The sequence below is a fragment of the Mariniradius saccharolyticus AK6 genome, assembly GCF_000330725.2.
GTDB classification, from domain to species: domain Bacteria; phylum Bacteroidota; class Bacteroidia; order Cytophagales; family Cyclobacteriaceae; genus Mariniradius; species Mariniradius saccharolyticus.
On record NZ_AMZY02000011.1, the window covers coordinates 86,885 to 104,720 of the forward strand.

Consider the following 17,836-nt stretch of genomic DNA (forward strand, 5'->3'; position numbering starts at 1 on the left):
TTATAATTTTTGAGTTCCTAGAATGGTTTTGCCCAGCATGACTGGGTTTTTGTCGGCATCACTCTCCTCGCAGTCGTGGAGCGTGGCCTTGGGATAGACCGAGTGGAGCATGGACAGGATTTCGACCATCTTGTCGTTTGCTTCCTGGTAAGTCGGCTGATTGTCTGCCCCTGCTCTGAATTTGCCGAGTTCCAGTATCCATTTTTGGTAACGGACTTCAAACTCACGGAGCTGCTCATTGCTGACCCAGCAGATTTTCAGTTGGATATGCGCGGGCGCCTGTTCACGGATTTTGTCCTCGAAGTATTTCCTGAACGCCATATTGTCAAAATGCTTTGGCCAATGCGGCAGCACCACCGAAGCCCTGAAGGAATAAGGGTCCCATTCGCAGGGACAATCGCAGTCCTGAAGACAGACTTCCAACAGATCGAAGTTTTTACTCTTGGGCCGCAAGAGAATGTGTTCGACCAAGTGCAGTCCCTCAGGGTCTGGGCAGGGTGCCGTAATTTCCTCCGCAATTGCATCGATTTCAGCCAATGCCAACTCCTCTGTCTGGAAGTTTTGCTCACTCGTCAGCAAAATTGTATTGCCTTTCTTGAGCTTGATCTTCTTGTTGGTGTAGTGGAAGTTGTCTTTGTTGATCCCCAATTCCAATACGTCGGCCAACACCGACTCGGCCTCGGATTTACTTGGGTACTGCTTGGACACGAGGATGGTCCCGGCGCGCGAAACCATCGAAAAATGGTGCTGGCAGTGAATCTCCTCGCCAACCTCTTTTTCTTCACAGATGATTTCCACGTTTTTGATACAATAGAGAAACCTTCTCGTAAAATCCCGGATTCCGGTCAGATAGCTGATCCTTTTCTCCAAGCCGGAGACGTTGTCTGTATCCCAAAGCCTGCCTTCATTCAATTCAAAAGCTTCAGTTTGGGGGAAATAATTGAAAGCAAGGTTTCTCGCGTGCGAAACCTCGGCGTAAGTCTCCAAGGTATTGATCTTGATATCCAGCAGTTCCTGAGGCTCGACTTTTTCCAAGCTGATGTTTTCCAAGTTGATCCGGTACATCAGCAGGGCAAAGTCATTGAACGACTCCCCAAATCGCGCGAGGAGATGGTCCAAAAACCTGTTTCTGCGCTCAAAAAATGCGGGTTGGTTTTCGTACAGTCGGCGCCACAGTTCCTGACTTGCCGTATCTAGGGGATCATTGGCAATGGCCTTTTCGAGATCAAGATGGAGGATTTCTTCCGTTTCCTTGATGCTGCCAAGGTATTGTGCAAAGTACGTCTGTCTGATCGGGTCGGTGGAAAAGAGGGTTTTGGCATTGGTCAATTGGGCAAAGAAGTCTGCCAGCAATTGCTCAAAAAACATCAGATATCCTTTCAACTGCTGTTGTTGCGCCTTGCGGAGCGAATCCGCATTTGTCGGCAATCCAAATTCACCCACGCCATATACCATCGGCAGGTCGTATTGTACCGGCCAATGACTCAGGGTATCGCGCCGTCTACCCTTAGGGACCGGTAAGTCTTCGAATGTTGCCACCAATTTTCCTATCGTATTTTGGGCATGGAGCAATTGGACGGTATCCTTTACTTCCTCATATCGGGAAAGGAAGGGAAAGCCATCCTTGAAGAAAAGGATCTTGGAAAAACTCTCACTCATCACCGGCTTGTGCAAAGGCGTTACCGACATGCACCAAGAGATCCCCTTCTCTCCAGCCACCGGTTTCCCTTCTTTGTCATACTTGGTCATCAGGAAATTCCGCACACCCAAAACGCCATCGATATCCATCAACAAACTGATGATGTCGGATGCATAGATTACCGACCGCAGTTGGGATTGCTCGATTTCATCGCTTTTGATAAAGCCATGACCCAGCGCCGGTCCTTCAAAAATCTCCTCCGAGGGAACCCCCTGTTCGGTCAATTCGCGAAGCGTATAAAACCGAATGGGTGGATTGAGGTAATTTTGGATCGCAAAGTATATCTCGGCCTGTATCCGCTCGATGTCTGCCTCAGGCCTGGCATCCACGTCAAAGCAAAACGCGATCTCCTCACTGCTGATAGGCTCGACCTTGACAAAATCCTCGCAGATATTGCGGTTTTCGTGGAGCGTCTTGATGGCTTTTTGGATAATCGTATGGGCCTTGAGGATTTTTTCCAAATACCCCTGCCAAATCGCTTCCGCATAGGTACTGTCCTGCAGCATCAGCCAAACATGACTATCCTGGACCTTTCCTTTCTTGGGATTCTTGGCAATGCTCACCCTAAATGGAATCGCAGCGGTGTCGCCGTCGGCCCATTCGACCTTAAAACTGTAGTGCCAGTTTTTCTCGGCATTTTTGACGATTGCGATGGACGAAACTTCCTCTTTGAGCACTTTTGGCGCAATTTCCCTGACACTAGGCAATTCAAACTTCACCTGAAACTCGCCCGCCTCGATGCCTACCATCGGGGAAAATGGAAATGCGATATTCTCCATCTCAATATCGCCGGTGTTCAAATCGCCGGATTCCAAGTCAATTTCCAAATCCAAAAGGACGGTATAGAGACCTTTCAGCAAAAGCGGCTGGTCTGTGATTTCGTATTGGAGTTGGTCTTTTTCACAATGGATGAAAACAGGTACCTCTTGCTTGCCCTCTGGCAGCAGCCAAGCATTGTTGACGCCCTTTATGTCCACCAAGAGCTTCCGGTAGTCGGCAATCGTCCATGGCGCTGAGGTCAATATCTGTCGGGCCATGAAAAACGTTTGACCACTTGCATCAGCGAGCAGGTCCTTGATTTCGAATTTTGCGCGGTAGCCGAGTTCGGTAATTGCATAGCAAAGCGCCTCGAGAATGGTAATGCCCGGGTCATGTGAGTTGTAGTCGGTCCAATAGGCACTGGACAGGCGTTCGATTTGCTGAAGCCCCAATTGGCGCAGTTGCTCAAAGTCCATGGAAGATGGGAGCGCCGGATTCTTTGGTATGGTCGGAGAGGCTTTCATCAGCAGTTACAGGTTTGGACTACTTCGATCAAATGGCGGGGCGCAGCCAAATTGGCTTCGTCAAAATGTGACACAAGCACGGACCGTGCACTCGAAGCCGCGACTTCCTCGAGGTCTGTGAACTTGCCGACGATGGCACCGCTGTCGTCACGAAGGATATGGTGCAACTTGAAGCAGCTGACAAAATCGACGTAGGGCCTTTCCTCCACAAAATTGATCAGCGTAGACTTATTGATTTTCCCACCGAGGACCAGCTTTTGGTTCAGATCCCAAGCCCAAGGACAGAGGAACTGCTCGATTTCGAGATCCAGGAGGTTTCTATAAAAGGTCTCGTCCATGTTGTCATGGAAGTGCACTTCGAATTCCACTTGCACTTCTTCAAACCTTGGGTTGACGACATGGAGCTGGACAAAGGTATTCTTGATCTTTTGAAGGAATAGGTCAATATCGGTCAGGGTTCCGATGGGCGTGTAGGGCCGTAGCGGATTGCGGTTGGATTTGTGCTGCAAGTCGGGAATGCAGATTAGCGTGACGTGTCCTGGGAAATTTTCACAAAAGACTTTCTCCCCGCTCTTCTCATAAAAACCGGTATGGTTAAGGCATTTGATTTGGTGGATTTCGGGAAATTCCTGCAACACCAAATGTTCAAAATCCCAAATCGTCGCCGCACGTTGTTTGTGTCTGAGGCGCTCGCTGACACGACGGTAGAAATCCGGACTTTTTTCCTCCGTTTTCCCGCCTTTGGAATCGGCGGGTTGGGAGATGGACTTGATGGCATTGTCAGACAATTTCAATTTGGAAATCGTACCCGCCGGGGCGTGTTCCAAGAATGCCGTTCCTCCCTTGTCTTCCTGAAGCAACTCGACCAAGGCGCCTTGGGCTTTGACTTCAATGATTCTACAAACTGCATCCGTATTCTCCAAGACAGACGCCCTGACCCAAACCAATCCTGTCTGAAGTGCAGTATGTGAAAAAGTCGCGTCAACCGGAATATTCAGCGTGACAATGCCTGTTCTCGTCAGGTTGATTGTCCCATCGATCACCTTGCCCTTCTCGAATTCCGACCATGTCCCGGACGCATTCAAAAAAGACCAGGCAACCGATTCTTGACTCTTCAAAGGATTGGAACTGCCGTCAGCCAAAAGGAAAAGCAAGTTGACCGTACTGGGTACTTGGACCTTTGCCAGTCCGATCAATAGCTCCCCTTCCTGGCTGAACCTGGGGACAAGCGACGATTCCCCACCCGAAATCGGCTGAAAATGCCCAAAAGGCGTAAGGTGATACAGTGCATGTCTTTGATTTCCCGATGCGGTAATCGGAATCAGGGATGAAGCGGTATAGTCAATGGAAAACGTTTCGGAAATGACTTCTTTGGGAACAGGAACCGAATTACCCGAGATGGTAGTGAGCGCGGCTATTTCTCCAATCTTCTCAAACTTCACGGTATCTATTTCCTTGATCGCCAAGTTCCCAAGGTCAACCTTGGCTGAGATCTCAGAGGCAGGAGAGCCTTCTGCGGCTTTTAATTGGAAATTGCCTTGTTGGGAGTTGACGACGATGTTGTCGAGCGCTTTGTTCACTTCCGCCATATGGGAAGCGAGGGAATATTTGCCCGTATTCAACCGAAATCTCAGGTACCCTTCAAAAGCCGTGGCCTTCAACAATTCAGGTGCGCCAAAATTCACCAAGGTTGGCTTGAGGTAATTGCCGGAGATGTTTTTCTGGATCAGATACCCACCATCACTAGTCTTTGAAAAGGGATAGTCATCCCAAACATTGCCGTGCAAGTATTGGCATGTCATGGGCTCGTTGACCGGGAAATTGACCGTGAGGCTTTCCAATTCCTTCTGAAAAATCTCCCGCGAGCCGATGTAGAAACTGGCATTGAGCTTTGGAAAATCCCCAAAGGGTTTGAATGGCTTTGCAGCATCTATCGAGCCGCCATCACTGCTGAGGGCAAGATTCTTGACACCCTCCACATCTACCGTCAGACGGAGCGATAATAGCGGATTGTTCATCAGGTTCGCATAAGGCATATTGCCTGCGGCTTGGTTGAGCTTTGCGATAAGCAAAGGTAGGTTGGTGGCAAAGCCTTTCTGATGGGTCTTTTCCTGATAGGGAACCACGGCAGGTTCATCAACCTCCAACACAAATTGGAGTTCCAAAATCGTGGAATTTTGGCTGAATGTGGCAATGACAGCTTTGTCGATCCATGCCTTTTCCCCCGTTAAGGATACGGAAAAAGGTATCGTTTTTTTGGTACCGAATGGATTGAACTTGGAAAAAGCGATACCGGATTTCAAGGGGTTTGCGAATTCCATACTCAGTGTAACCGTCCTTTTTCCTTCGTTGAGAAAGAGCAGGTTCGAAGCAATTCCAAATCCTGCCTCCGTAGTCGGTGCCATCTTCCTGTCTCCAAATGCAAACCAACTCTTGTCTTCACCCTCGAATTTTCCGCCCATCCCATCGGAACTGTTGATTTGAGGATATGCCAGAAGCCTTTTTTGGAATATTTGGAAAGCCTTCAGCGACTGTACCTCTGCTTGGTTGAAAACCACGTCATCTGTAAGGCTGTATTGTCGCTCTTTGCCGTTTGGATCTTTGCCTCCTTTGAAGATTGTCCCCTGTTTGAGTAGATGCTGAGGGATATGTTTTTGGAGGGTGACTGCAACATGGGCTTGGTCCGCGACAGCAGGCTTCTTTTTTAGCCGGAGGACATCTTTGTAGTAAAAATCCAAATGCTTGCCGGTAAACTCGTTGAGGCTATCTTGGGCTTCCTTGAAAAGTCTCAGAAAAGCGACAAAAAGCCCATAGTGAGGCTCATGGTTGTCATATTCGGTCAAGGATTTTTGGAACAGCGCCTGGGCATTTTGGAGCACACTGGCTAGACCGCTTAGCAACAGCGTAATCTGGCTGTTGAAAAGGTTATGGTTGACCACATGGCTGATTTGCTCTGTAGCGGTACTGCCCACCATGGTAATCTTCAGTTTGTCAGCGGTAGGGGTAAACTGTGTCAGATTGAGCGGCAAGTTGGAATCCACCGGAGTGAAAGGTGCCTCAGCGTCCATCTGATGGGATGAAGAGACCAAGGCTGCGTTTTCATTTTTGAAATTGAACAAGCGCCAAAAGGGCTGGTTCAATTTGGTCTGAATCAGCGAAAGCAGCGTTTTTTGGTAATCCGGTTCTTTTTTGAGTAGGCTACACTGCTCGTCCACATTTTTCACCAAAGTGAAAACGGCATCAAACAAATACTTGAACTGCAACTGCGCCTCTGTGTCATCTGCCGCTGCGATGGCCAATTTGATCTTCTTGTAGAGCAGCTTGATGTAATCCGAAACTTGGATCGTGTCGATCGAAAGCAGCATTGCCAATACGACCGATACATCCTGCTGCATCAAAGGCTCCCAAGTACCCTGCTCGGCGTTGTTTTGGTTTTTGTACTTGATATAGGCCGCATACCTCCGAGCAAAAAGCATCAAATCCTCCACGGACCTTTCGTCCACCTGTGCAAAATCAGGCCGCAGCGCAGTCAAGGATCTTGACTGATGGTTGGTACCTTCTCTGGTAAGTGGGTTTTTGTCCGTGCAGGCCATGTGGATTTAGATTGGTGTATTTGCCTCGTTTTTGAAAAAAGGGAATACAAAATTGAATCTCGAATTGGTGGAGCGTACCTTGTAGGTAATGGTAATGATGATCCTGCCTTCCAGTTCGCCCGTATCGTTGAGGTCGATTTTTTCCACTTCGATTCTTGGTTCGTGGTAAAGGATTGCGGTGCGGATGAGGTCTACGATATAGGTTTTAAAAGTGGTAGTAAGTGGCTCAAACAACAACTCGTGCAGGTCACAACCATAGTCTAAGCGCATCACCCGCTCACCCCTTTTGGTCGCAAGGAGTATCTCCAGACTGCTTTGGATATCCGCCTCATCGCTAAGCATATGGGTTTTACAACCGCCCTGATCAAACTGGGGCGGGAAACTCCATCCTGTACCGAGAAAAGACTTCTGTATGTTTTCCATAGCGCTACCCTCCTATAATGACTGTTGCACATCCTATGATAATGGTGCCACCATGGGCTGTAGAATCGCCCATTCTCGCTGCGGGTTTACCGCCGATGAGCACCGAACCGGAACCCGAGACAATTGTGTCCGGAGGACCAACACAAACAGCCATATCACCCACCCTAGCCGCAGGCAATCCACCGATCAAGACAGTCGGTTCACCCGCGGGTAAAATCGGACCACCTACATGTGGGACCGTGCCTGTGACCATCGGGCAAAGATGCATATCGGTGATTCTTGCTGCTGGGGGCATATCTTTATCAATTGATTTTTACAAGACTTCCTTTGATATTGACCATGGAACCTTCGATATCTGTGGTACCGCTGCTTTTTACACTGACACTGGCAGAACCCTCCATCGTAACACTCATGTCTGCCTTGATCTCGATCTCAGGAGCTGCAAGGCTGATTTTGGTGGAAGAACTGACTGATATATCCTGTGGAGATTCACAGGTAATTCCGCTATCGTTCATCGTGAGGATATTGCCGACCGCATCCTCCACCTGAATGATTCCTGCCTCATCATCCATTGTGAACTTCCTACCGCCCGGGGTTTCAATCACAATGCTACGGTCACCGTCATGGATCGTAATCTTGATTTCGGAGCGAGAGACGTATCCCTTTTTGTCATTGGATTCCTCTGGCTCAAAAGGGGTAGGCTTGGCGCTGCTGTGCAACATACCGAGCACCACAGGGAAAGAGGGATCATCGTTCATGAACCCCACTATGACTTCATCCTCGATCTCAGGCCGGAAAAAAGTACCCCTGTTGTTTCCGGCATCCAAACTGGCCACCCTCGCCCAAAGCCCTGCATCCGCGGCATTGACCATGGGAAGCCGTACCCGTACCCTACCCTCGCCCAAAGGATCCACGATATCGGTGACGATACCGATATGCAAGCCTTGGATGCGGGAAAACTGACCGCTTTCGGCGCTGATGGCGGAGGGGTTGACTTTTTCCGTGAAAAAATCCGTCTCCCAACCGATATTGGCTTCGGTCATCCACCTGCCTGCATAGATGTCATGCCTGACGGCACTGACAAAAACCTTTCCCGTAAACTGCTCGCCAACGCCTACCAATTCGATCCAATCCCCGGGTTTTACATTTGAAGTTCCCTGAAAAATGATTTTCCCACGGATTTTTGAAAGCGACATTTTTTGCTTTTTGGAATCGGCAAAAGCCTGCAAGCTCTCGGTTTTTAAATGGGATGGCGTCCCGACTTCAAAACCCTGACCATGAATCCCCGCCATATCCGAAGTCGAAAAATTTCCGGCGTTGTCACCGATGGCATCGGTTGCGCTTGCCTCCAGGACCGTCTGGTTGGCGTAATCCCAAGCCTTGAACTTCACTTCCGCCGCTTGGGAGCGTATATCGGATTCGGATTGAAAGGAAAAAATATCCGCGCCATAGGTCAAGGCAAGGACTGCATCCAAAGACGGGTCCGGCCTGAACACCACAAATTTTGTCCCCTCCATCCTGCAGGCCATACCATTGGAGTCGATTCTGCTGAGGATAAAATCCCAATCACTGACATTGGCCTGAAGCAATTGCTCATGCGTACTTCCAAACGCAGGGACATCCAAATCCGTGATTCCGTTTTCCTGAAGGATGCTTTCGACAATATCACTGTCACTCAGCTCATTGAAATGGCGGTTTTTCTTTCCCACCGTCATCTTAACCACATCGTGTTTGCAGGTCATTTGGAGTTGCGAGATACCTGCCTGAAGGCCGTGGCTGTTGCAGCTGATGATTCCCTTGAAGAGGGAGGTGTCTTGGGAGTTGTATCCTGCTTGGATGTCGATACTTTTTCCCAAAGCAAATTCCCCACTATCACCTACCGGGAAACTTGCATCACTCAGCTCCCCATCAGCGATCTTGACAATCGCGGTGGGGATTTTATTGAGCTCATGGTATACCGAAATGGACATGACATTTACCTCCCCGGAAACCTCCTGGGTTGCAGGAGCACCGGAGCCAGTTCCCAAAAGGATCCTAGTGGTAACCAAGTCCCCAATTTCGGTTGCTATCATGGCGTGTTTCTATTTGGAAAGTGGTGGAAAAAAGAGTTTTGAACCTGGGGTAATATTCCTGAAACTGTCAAGCCCATTGACCTCGGCAATGTGGATATAGTGGCTATCCTTTTCATAAATGGACTCCGACATGCGGTCGATCCGATCGGTCGTTTTGAAAATCCTTTCGTGGGTGATATCCGGGCTTTGTCTGTTTTCCTGCAAGGCACGGGTATTGTCATCCACACTCCCATAAAACTGGCATTTGGCGACTGCCCGGATCGGCTTTCCATCCGGCGCAAAGACCTTGTACTCGATATCCATTTGCTTGAGCACGCCCTTGAAGAGTAGCTCTCCCCAATGGATTTTCAAATAGTAGGGCCGATGCTGATCGGATTGGTAATTGATGATTTTCTGCTTGAAGCTTTCAATCTGGTCGGTAACGGTTGCAGGCTTTTCGAAAGGATTGGCGATCCCAAGGCTCAGCACCGACATATCCTTTACCACACCTGTGGCATCAAAGAGAAAATCAAAATTGAAATCCTGAGGAAGGATTCGGTTAAACCGGAGATTCGCGGCAGAGGTCCCTGGGGCTTGGGAGGAGTCAAATTCGTACCTGTAGCTCACCTTGTAGGTGGCTGGATTGATCAGCGCACTGAACTTGTTGTCAGGTACGGGATTCTGGAATTCCGCGTCGCTGTAGGCTTGTACGTAGAGTTTTTCGGCTTTTTGCCCCAAGTCAATCATTATCGTTCGAGTTTGAGTTGGATCATCTTCAAAACCTCCTCCGTGACTTCACGGACGATCTCCTGCTTCATTCCCTCCAAATCCGTGGAACTGGCCGACGGGATTTCCGACGGCGTTTCCCTTGGACCGACGGCGGCCCTGATTTGGAGTTCCCTGATTTCTAGTGGCATTTTTTTCTACATGAATTTAGATACCGATGCTTCCCGATGCGCTTACACTTCCTGCCATCGATAGCGCGGAATCCACGCTGATGATGTTGAAATACTGATAGCTGAGTGTAATCGACTCCACCACGATGGAACTTTGCTCCGCGTTGAAACTGGACACGGACCATTTCTTCGGGATGGCATTGACCACATACCAGGATTGGATCGGGATGTGGTTCTCGTTGAGGAGGCTGATGATGATGTTGACCGGTTCGAAGACGAAGTTTTCGAAGGCGTTTTTGCACCACATCAGGATACCCGAGCCGATAAACATGCCGCGCTTCAGCACAATGTCCGTGTACCTCGCTTTGACCGGTAGCTGCCAATCAAAGCGGTTTTGGCCTCCTTCGGCAAAGGTTTCCATCTGCATTTCCATATCCAATCCGCTGACCTCCTGAAAGCGGAAGTCATTGGGAGTCTGTGGAAACAACTGGAACACGACCGAGAAATGAAAACCAACAGGTGGGTAGGTGAACATGCCTATTCATTGATCATGGTGAGACCTTCGTGTGCGACCTCCATCGTCTCGATGGCGACTTCATTGCCGGTAGCATTGAGGTCGGTGGATTGCACTTTGATGGGCCAGGCATTTTTGACCCGCCACACGACCACCGGGGCGTGGCTCTCATCAAGGAGGGAAATAATGAGGTCCCGACGCTCGATGGTATTGAGCGCGACGGTATTCCACCATGTGTAGAATTCGTTGTCTCCTTTGAAAATGCCGCGCTTGAGTGTGATATTCGAAAAGCTCTGCATACCCGGCATTTTGATTTTGTGGTATTCCGGACTTGCGCCGTCTCTGTATTCGATGGGCTCGATGGTCACTTCGAGGCCTGACACTTCGCTGAATCCGATTTTGGTTCCACCCCAATCAACTTGGAAGTGAAACTTGGGAAGAGGATAATTTGCCATGATTGTCTTTGTTAAAATGTTGAGGACTAAACACTGCACTGCATTAGGATTCCTGCATTTTGTGTGAGAAACGAAGGATGATGAACTCGGCGGGCCTGACGGCTGCCATTCCTATTTCGACGATTAATCTCCCCTCGAGAATATCGATCGCGGACATGGTTTGCCCCAATCCGCAGCGGACATAAAACGCATGTTCGGGTTTCGCTCCCGCCAATGCGCCCTGTCTCCAAAGCAGGGTGAGGTAGTTTTCCAGCATCGCCCTGATTTTGACCCAGGTGTTGGCGTCGTTGGGTTCGAATACAAACTGCATGGTGGCTTTTTTAGATGATTCCTCAACCATGATGAAAAACCTCCTGACGTTGACGTAGCGCCACTCGTTATCGTTGCCCGCAAGTGTCCTCGCTCCCCAAACCAAAAATCCTTTTCCTTGAAAAAGACGGATCGCGTTGACGGACTTTCCCGAGGTGGGATCAATATTCATAGATCCTTGTTCTGCGTCACTGATTTTGGCAGTGAGGTCATAGACTGCATTCAAGGACACATTCGCAGGTGCTTTCCAAACACCCCTCGATCCGTCCACGCGCGCATACACTCCCGCCATCGCCGAGCAAGGATTGAGCGTGGGACTGAGTTTTTCGCGGATTTTGGCGATACAGAAGTTATAGATTGCGGTCTCGCTGGTCTCCAATGTGGACAGCGCCACAGCTGCCGCGGCCGTTCCATCAGTCGTAATGGTTACATCCACGTCATCATCGTCATAGATGAAATCGAACGTGGTTTTCAGCGAGGGATAATAGGAAGCGGCATAGTTGAGTGAGTCATTCTTCGAAAACGCTGTCCTAAATCCGCTGATGGTGGTCGTATTGTTTGTACCAGGAGTATGTACATCCACCAAGGTGAACCGATCCTGCAGGCTGGCGCATTGATCGATAGCCGAGGAAACCAAAGTATAGTACTGCGCTTCGGTCAGCGTATTGATCGCATCCGGAAACACGATAATCGTTGGCTCGTCCTCAGCGGCACAAGCGGTAAGGCCAGCTGTGTAATCATTTGGATCCGCGGTTCCGGAAGAGCTTCCTATTGAAATAATGTAGCAGGGCCCGCCGCCATTAATGAAGTACATCCTCATGTGATAGTACATGGTGAAGTCTGATGGGTTGGCGATGGCTGCATCGCCTGTCATGGAGACCCTTACACCACTTTGGGTAGTAATCTCGACGGATACGGTGATTCCCTCTTCGTTTTCAGCTTTCCCAAAATAATTCTCATACTCCTTGAGCGAGAATATCTTGGTCGGTACGTTTTCCAAGGATTCTCCGATCTCGTTGATGGCGATCTGGGTATAGCCGATAAAGGCCGGAATGGCGGTCTCCACTTGGGCTACCGATGGCGGGAAGAGCGGGATTTCGTTGATATACACTCCCGGGGTCTTGATGGCGGATTCATTGATTTGTGACATGGTTTACACTTTTAAATGTTGATGATTCTCTCACATACTGAACTGAATGGTGAACAGGTGCTCATGCTCACGACCGTTGGCTGGCGTATAATTAAGGACTTGGTTGGTTACGTCTGTGTAAAGTCTATGGGTGCTCGATCCCTCCGTGACGATATCGATGGCCCCAAAATGCCCGCTGAGATTGGAAAAGGTGGTAGTCCAAGTACCAGGTTCCCCTTCTGTAAATTCCCTTACAGGATCGCGGGAAAGAATTGTACCCAAACTTGCGCCAGTTAGGTTCATCGCATTGGCCGAAGCGCGTACGTTTATCCGAAACCGATACATGTTTTCTTTTCCTTGGGTGTCATGCACCTCCGTTTGTCTGGCCAAATCCTCCCGCAACTGCAAGAGAAACCTAGCCGAAAAAGCACTCGGCAAGCGGAAATAGGGTATATCGGCATCAGTTCTGATTCGCACAAAACAGAGAAGATAATCTTGGCGGACCTTGAAGTGGATTTCATGTACCTTGAACAATTTCCTCGTCGTTTCATCGGGCTGCAAGGAGAGAAGCCCACCCAAAACCCCTCCCGAAGGTCCCGAGGAGGGATACTCCGGATGGGAAAAATGGATTGAAAACAGTTTCTCGTACCTCGAGATGATTCGGTCCATGGCTACTTGGTTTTGTTTTTGAATGTGGCTTCGATGGACTTGACGAGCGGAACTTCCATATCCTCCTCTATGGAATCGATATAGGCCATGCGCATTTTGTAAATCACGGAGGGAATGTACTTTCCCCCCATAATCGACCATAGCTGGTTCAGTTCCTCAAAACTGGTGGAATGCAGGTCGAAGATGATCTTTTCGAGGCCCATTGCCGGTAGACCCGGTATTTCCGCTTCTGTGAAAATTGGATTGGCTTGGAAAAAAGAAAGCACTTGGGAAACACGCTGTAGCCCGACGTCATATTGCCTTTTGTTTGCTCCGATCAATACGAAGACATTGAGCAGCAGTGGGGGATGACGTGCGACACCCCGAGGCAAACCATTCACATCCATGATTTGTCGATTGGCGGGAAGGTTTCTCAAGGTACTTTCCTGTTGGATGTTCACCACAGATACCACCACGCTATCATTGATGTTGGTACCCTCGTCTTGGGGGGATTCAGTCAGCGAAAGGTTTCCAAGAACTACATCGGGGGCCATGGTCCCGATATGGGTGTTCAAAAAACCAACAATCGCTGTCAATACTTGATCTATCATGTTGCGAGACGTCTGAGCTAAAAATCGTTGAAACAAGAAGCACTGATGCTGCGACACAGCATGACTCCTATTTCAAAATTGACCAATTAAACCCGCATTAAAATCCATGAAAACATTGATTTTCAAAACTCATGGTTTTCATGGATATCAGCCCAGCAAGTTGGATGAAATGGCTTCCCTGACGAGTCCGGCGGTATTTCGGACGCCCATTTTTTGAATGAGATGTAGGCGGTGAGTTTCTACGGTACAAAAACTTATGAAGAGCTTATTCGCAATTTCCTGAGTGGTATGTTCCTCAACGATGAGCTGCAAAATCTGCTTTTCGCGCTTGGTAAGGTTGTGTTTGGCTTCCTGCGAGGTATTGGATTGGAGCAGATCTTGGACAAAAATCTTGGCGAGCTGCGGGTCAAGGTAGGTATTTCCAGACCCAGCCTTCACTATTGCCTCCTTGATCTGCTTGATGCCGCAGTTGGGGAGAAAATACCCTACAATGCCCGTCTTGAAAATCGCCTTGATGGTTTGGGCATCACGGAACTCACCAAACACAAACACCTTCGTCTTGGCCTGTTGCCGCAGAATGCGTTGGGAGAGTTTGAGAAGGGAATCGATTTCCTGCATGACGTCTATCCACACGTATTGGATATTCCGGAAAACTCCCGACTCGAGCGACTTGAGTTCCTTCGTGGACAAGAGGTTTACCTCAGCCTTCCGCTGAATCTCAAGGTAATTTTGCAGGCCTTTGGAGAGTAAGGTGTTTTCGCCAATGATACAATGCTGCTCCATGGTAATTGGGTTGAAAAGTGAAAGAATCTAAAATATACCTCTTCCTAAAACCATCCTGGTACTGCCAAAAATCGGAAGGATAACGATTTTGACCGCCCTTTTTTCCCAGGAACAAAAAAGCTTCAAGTACGAGGAATTATAAATTTAACGACAAAAATTGAAAAAGTCGATTATTAAAAATTAAATTAATTGAATTAAACAAATAAAAACTATTTCTTAATCAAGACTTAATTTTTCTACTTCAATTCAAATCTTCCTTCACCTTGCTTTTGATAGATTTCCTTCAGCGGCGAAAGGCGGTTGGAAAGGTTTTCAAACAAACCATCCTCATCGATGATGATTTGTGGCCTTTCGGTTGAAAAAACCCTAAAGACCTCGGCGGAATTCCGCAGGTCTGTCGTGTCGTTCAGAATGTTTTTGGTCAAGCTGTAATTCAAATACCGACTCCCAAGCGATGCATCCTGATAATACCCCAAGTCTTCGCCCAAAACCAGGATTCGTTTTCCCCGGGTGGATGCGTGTTTTTCCATAAATTCAATCGCGTAGGTATTGATTTCCCCTGAGTTTGATTTCAATACAATCCACAGAAAGCCACCAAAAGGGATCCCCAAGATAAAAATCCAAGACAGTGCCTTCATGAAAGGGCCTTTTTCATAGGCCGCAAACAGCTGAGTCCCAAAATAGGCCATTCCTGGCAAAATCATCACCAACTGATAGGGTGTGATGCGATTACTCAAAAACAATGACCCCATACCAAACAGAACAAAAAGGAACATCAACTGAAATTGCTTCTGTTGATTGACCGTCTGTGATTGCAACACAGCACCGACCACAAATCCCATCACAGAAAAAACCATTCCGGGTAAAAACAAGACCAACAAATCCCTCAGGCCCACATGTGCGTACCTGTCCACCCTCCGCGGATCAATGACAAACTCCTCGAAAAAAATCCAAAGCGAATCATTCCAGAAATAAAAAAGCGCAATGATGGTAAACGGCAGCGAGTAGGCGATCATTGAAAGGACCAACTGCCTAAAGGAAAACCCACTCACAATTACGCCCGAAATCAACATGAATGGCAAAAAGGTGACCAAAGGAAAATGAAAACATGCCGCGATTCCGCCAAACAACCCGATCAAAAGAATGGAATCGGAGCCTTCTTTCTGTAGCACGGTTTGGGAAAAAAGGTGCCGCAGCGCCAATACCAAGAAGGTACTTCCCATCAAGGCCGGTGAAAGCGTCAGCAAATCAAAGGACAAATGGAACAAAATCACCAAGAGCAGCGCAGGGATGTAGGTATTCTCTTTGAAGGACTTGTAATAGATGAAAATCCCGTTGAGGTAGGTGATCTGGAACATCGCCAAAACCAGGGCCAAAATCTTCAAGGCCAACCAAGACCTACCGAATGCCAAATGACAAAGCCAATAAACTGCCGCGGACAAGGGGCCTGTGTCGTCGACAATGTCAATGTACATCGCTTTGCCTTCGGCCATTCTTTCCCCGATAAGCAGCCAGGTCATTTCCGGTTGCAACATCGGAACCTCCAATACCCAAATGTAAATACCAGTCAAAAAAACCAGGATAGCCATGACGGCAAATAGCCTGAAGGGATCGTTGATTCGGAAAAAACTGATCAAGACTTCTGAATTGAAGGACGGGTTAAACTACAGGGCCGAAATTAAGGCTTCCATTTTTAAATCACTAAATTTGCAACAACAATTAGAATCATGGAAAGCAAAAGACAGCAGAAATACAATAAACTCATTCAAAAGGAATTGGGGGAGATTTTTCAACGTGAGGCTAAGCATATGATCGGCAATGCATTTTTGACCGTATCCCGGGTCATCATCAGCCCGGACTTGAGTGTAGCGAGGGTTTATTTAAGTTTTCTCTTGGACAAAGACAAAAAAGTCTTCGACACAATCGAAGACCGAAAAAGCGAAATCCGCAAGCACTTGGGCAACCGAATCGGGAAATCAGCCAGAATCGTACCAGAATTGGCCTTGTTCATGGATGAATCCGGTTCCTATGCACAGCACATGGACAAAGTAATCAGTTCTTTGGACATCCCCGAGGCTAGCGAAGAGGACGAAGAAGAGAATTAAACCCAACCCCAAGCTGTTTTGAACCTTTCATTTTTCATTGCCTACCGGTATTTCAAAAGCAAAAAGAAACGGAACTTCATCACGGTTCTGTCGCGGATCTCGATGGTGGGAGTGGCTGTCGGGACTGCGGCGCTGGTGATCGTACTGTCTGTATTCAATGGCCTGGAGGATTTGGTCAAAAGCCTGTATGCGTCCTTTGACGCCGAGATCAAAATCGAAGCAGCAAAAGGGAAATCATTTCTGGCTGAACCTAATTGGCTGAAAGAAATCGAATCGGTAGAAGGTGTGGAAGTGCTGACCGAAGTGATTGAAGACAATGCGCTCTTTCGCTACCGGGACTACCAACACCTCGCACGCATCAAAGGCGTCAGTGACAATTACTTGCAGCAAGGCCGCTTTGAGAAAGGATATATATGGGGGCAGTTGGATTTCGGCTCGGAGACAAGGCCGATGGCGATTTTGGGAAGAGGTGTAGCTTTCTTTCTCTCTGTGGATTTGGACAATCCAGTCGATCTGTTGCAAGTATATTATCCAAAAGCGCCTAGAAGTGCCGGTACGATCGACCCCAACCAACTTTACAGCCGGGCGAGTCTGAAACCTGGTGCGTTCTTCAGTGTCGAAAAGGAATTTGACGACAATTACATTTTGGCCCCCATTTGGTTTGTCAGCGATCTGCTCAACTATGGACAAAAGCGCACCGCTTTGGAAGTGAAAGTGAGGGAAGGCGAAAACATCCAACAAGTCAAAACACGATTGAAAACCCTTTTGGGAAATGATTTTACGGTAAAAGACACCGACGAGCAGCATGCTGAAATCCTCCGGACGATCAAGATTGAAAAGCTTTTTGTGTTTCTCACGCTCAGTTTTATCCTCGCCGTAGCTTCCTTCAACATTTTCTTCTCGCTATCCATGCTTGCCATCGAAAAGAAAAAGGACACCGCGGTCATGGTAGCTATGGGCGCACGACAATCGCTCATTCGAAAAATTTACCTCAAACAAGGCGCAGTCATTGCCCTGACTGGTGCTGCAATTGGACTTGTGGTTGGTTTTTTCACCTGTTGGGCACAGGACCAGTTTGGCATCGTCTCATTGGGAATTGCCTCATCGATTGTGGAGAGCTATCCCGTGAAAATGATTTGGACGGATTTCTTGTGGACAACATTGGCCGTCATCGCCATCACTTTTCTGGCTTCTTTCAGGCCTGCTTGGATCGCCTCCAAAGTCAGACCTACAGAAATCTAAAAACACAAAAAGCTGTGAAACAGAATCTCACAGCTTTAGTCAATTAACAATAAACCCAAAATAACCAGCTGTAGGAGAAGGATTCGAACCTCCAC

16 protein-coding genes are annotated in these 17,836 nt (G+C 48.2%); 2 read left to right on the top strand and 14 right to left on the bottom strand.

From position 1 onward, the window contains the following. The 14 genes from C943_RS21455 to C943_RS11835 all read right to left on the bottom strand — a co-directional run bounded on the left by C943_RS21455 (position 1) and on the right by C943_RS11835 (position 16,031). Positions 1–2,982, bottom strand: coding sequence for a response regulator receiversensor (locus C943_RS21455; protein ID WP_008627932.1), 2,982 nt, complete (start codon positions 2,980–2,982; stop codon positions 1–3). Then, on the bottom strand, positions 2,982–6,575 hold the full coding sequence (locus tag C943_RS11780; protein ID WP_008627934.1) for a hypothetical protein: 3,594 nt from the start codon (positions 6,573–6,575) through the stop codon (positions 2,982–2,984). Before C943_RS11780 ends, C943_RS21455 begins: the two co-directional genes overlap by 1 nt. A gap of 6 nt (positions 6,576–6,581) precedes the next feature. Next, positions 6,582–6,998, bottom strand: coding sequence for a GPW/gp25 family protein (locus tag C943_RS11785; protein ID WP_040480452.1), 417 nt, complete (start codon positions 6,996–6,998; stop codon positions 6,582–6,584). Between the two features lie 4 nt (positions 6,999–7,002). Further along, complete coding sequence (locus tag C943_RS11790) at positions 7,003–7,293, bottom strand: PAAR domain-containing protein (protein WP_081610476.1); 291 nt, start codon at positions 7,291–7,293, stop codon at positions 7,003–7,005. Positions 7,294–7,300: 7 nt separating this feature from the next. After that, on the bottom strand, positions 7,301–9,070 hold the full coding sequence (vgrG, locus tag C943_RS11795) for a type VI secretion system tip protein VgrG (protein ID WP_008627937.1): 1,770 nt from the start codon (positions 9,068–9,070) through the stop codon (positions 7,301–7,303). A 9-nt stretch (positions 9,071–9,079) separates the two neighbouring features. Beyond that, positions 9,080–9,796: a CIS tube protein gene (locus C943_RS11800; protein WP_008627938.1), complete on the bottom strand. Its 717-nt coding sequence runs from the start codon at positions 9,794–9,796 to the stop codon at positions 9,080–9,082. Then, a complete protein-coding gene (locus C943_RS22045; protein ID WP_008627939.1) occupies positions 9,796–9,966 on the bottom strand; it encodes a DUF5908 family protein in 171 nt (56 codons plus the stop codon). Before C943_RS22045 ends, C943_RS11800 begins: the two co-directional genes overlap by 1 nt. Before the next feature lie 16 nt (positions 9,967–9,982). Next, a complete protein-coding gene (locus C943_RS11805) occupies positions 9,983–10,480 on the bottom strand; it encodes a phage tail protein (RefSeq protein ID WP_008627940.1) in 498 nt (165 codons plus the stop codon). Positions 10,481–10,482: 2 nt separating this feature from the next. Next, positions 10,483–10,914, bottom strand: a complete 432-nt coding sequence (locus C943_RS11810; protein ID WP_008627941.1) for a phage tail protein — start codon at positions 10,912–10,914, stop codon at positions 10,483–10,485. A 43-nt stretch (positions 10,915–10,957) separates the two neighbouring features. Then, on the bottom strand, positions 10,958–12,373 hold the full coding sequence (locus tag C943_RS11815) for a phage tail sheath family protein (RefSeq protein ID WP_008627943.1): 1,416 nt from the start codon (positions 12,371–12,373) through the stop codon (positions 10,958–10,960). 30 nt (positions 12,374–12,403) lie between these two features. Beyond that, positions 12,404–13,021, bottom strand: a complete 618-nt coding sequence (locus C943_RS11820; protein ID WP_008627946.1) for a hypothetical protein — start codon at positions 13,019–13,021, stop codon at positions 12,404–12,406. A gap of 2 nt (positions 13,022–13,023) precedes the next feature. Then, positions 13,024–13,611 (bottom strand): Pvc16 family protein, encoded by a 588-nt coding sequence (locus tag C943_RS11825; RefSeq protein ID WP_008627948.1) that lies wholly within the window; start codon positions 13,609–13,611, stop codon positions 13,024–13,026. 147 nt (positions 13,612–13,758) lie between these two features. After that, positions 13,759–14,394: a response regulator transcription factor gene (locus tag C943_RS21460; protein WP_008627950.1), complete on the bottom strand. Its 636-nt coding sequence runs from the start codon at positions 14,392–14,394 to the stop codon at positions 13,759–13,761. Positions 14,395–14,630: 236 nt separating this feature from the next. Next, on the bottom strand, positions 14,631–16,031 hold the full coding sequence (locus C943_RS11835) for a hypothetical protein (RefSeq protein ID WP_008627952.1): 1,401 nt from the start codon (positions 16,029–16,031) through the stop codon (positions 14,631–14,633). Positions 16,032–16,121: 90 nt separating this feature from the next. Between C943_RS11835 and rbfA the strand changes: the two genes are divergently transcribed. Both rbfA and C943_RS11845 read left to right on the top strand, forming a co-directional pair. Next, entirely contained in the window at positions 16,122–16,499 is a 378-nt protein-coding gene (gene rbfA, locus C943_RS11840) for a 30S ribosome-binding factor RbfA (protein ID WP_008627954.1), read from the top strand. Between the two features lie 18 nt (positions 16,500–16,517). Beyond that, complete coding sequence (locus C943_RS11845; protein WP_008627955.1) at positions 16,518–17,741, top strand: ABC transporter permease; 1,224 nt, start codon at positions 16,518–16,520, stop codon at positions 17,739–17,741. The last annotated feature ends 95 nt before the right edge of the window (positions 17,742–17,836 follow it).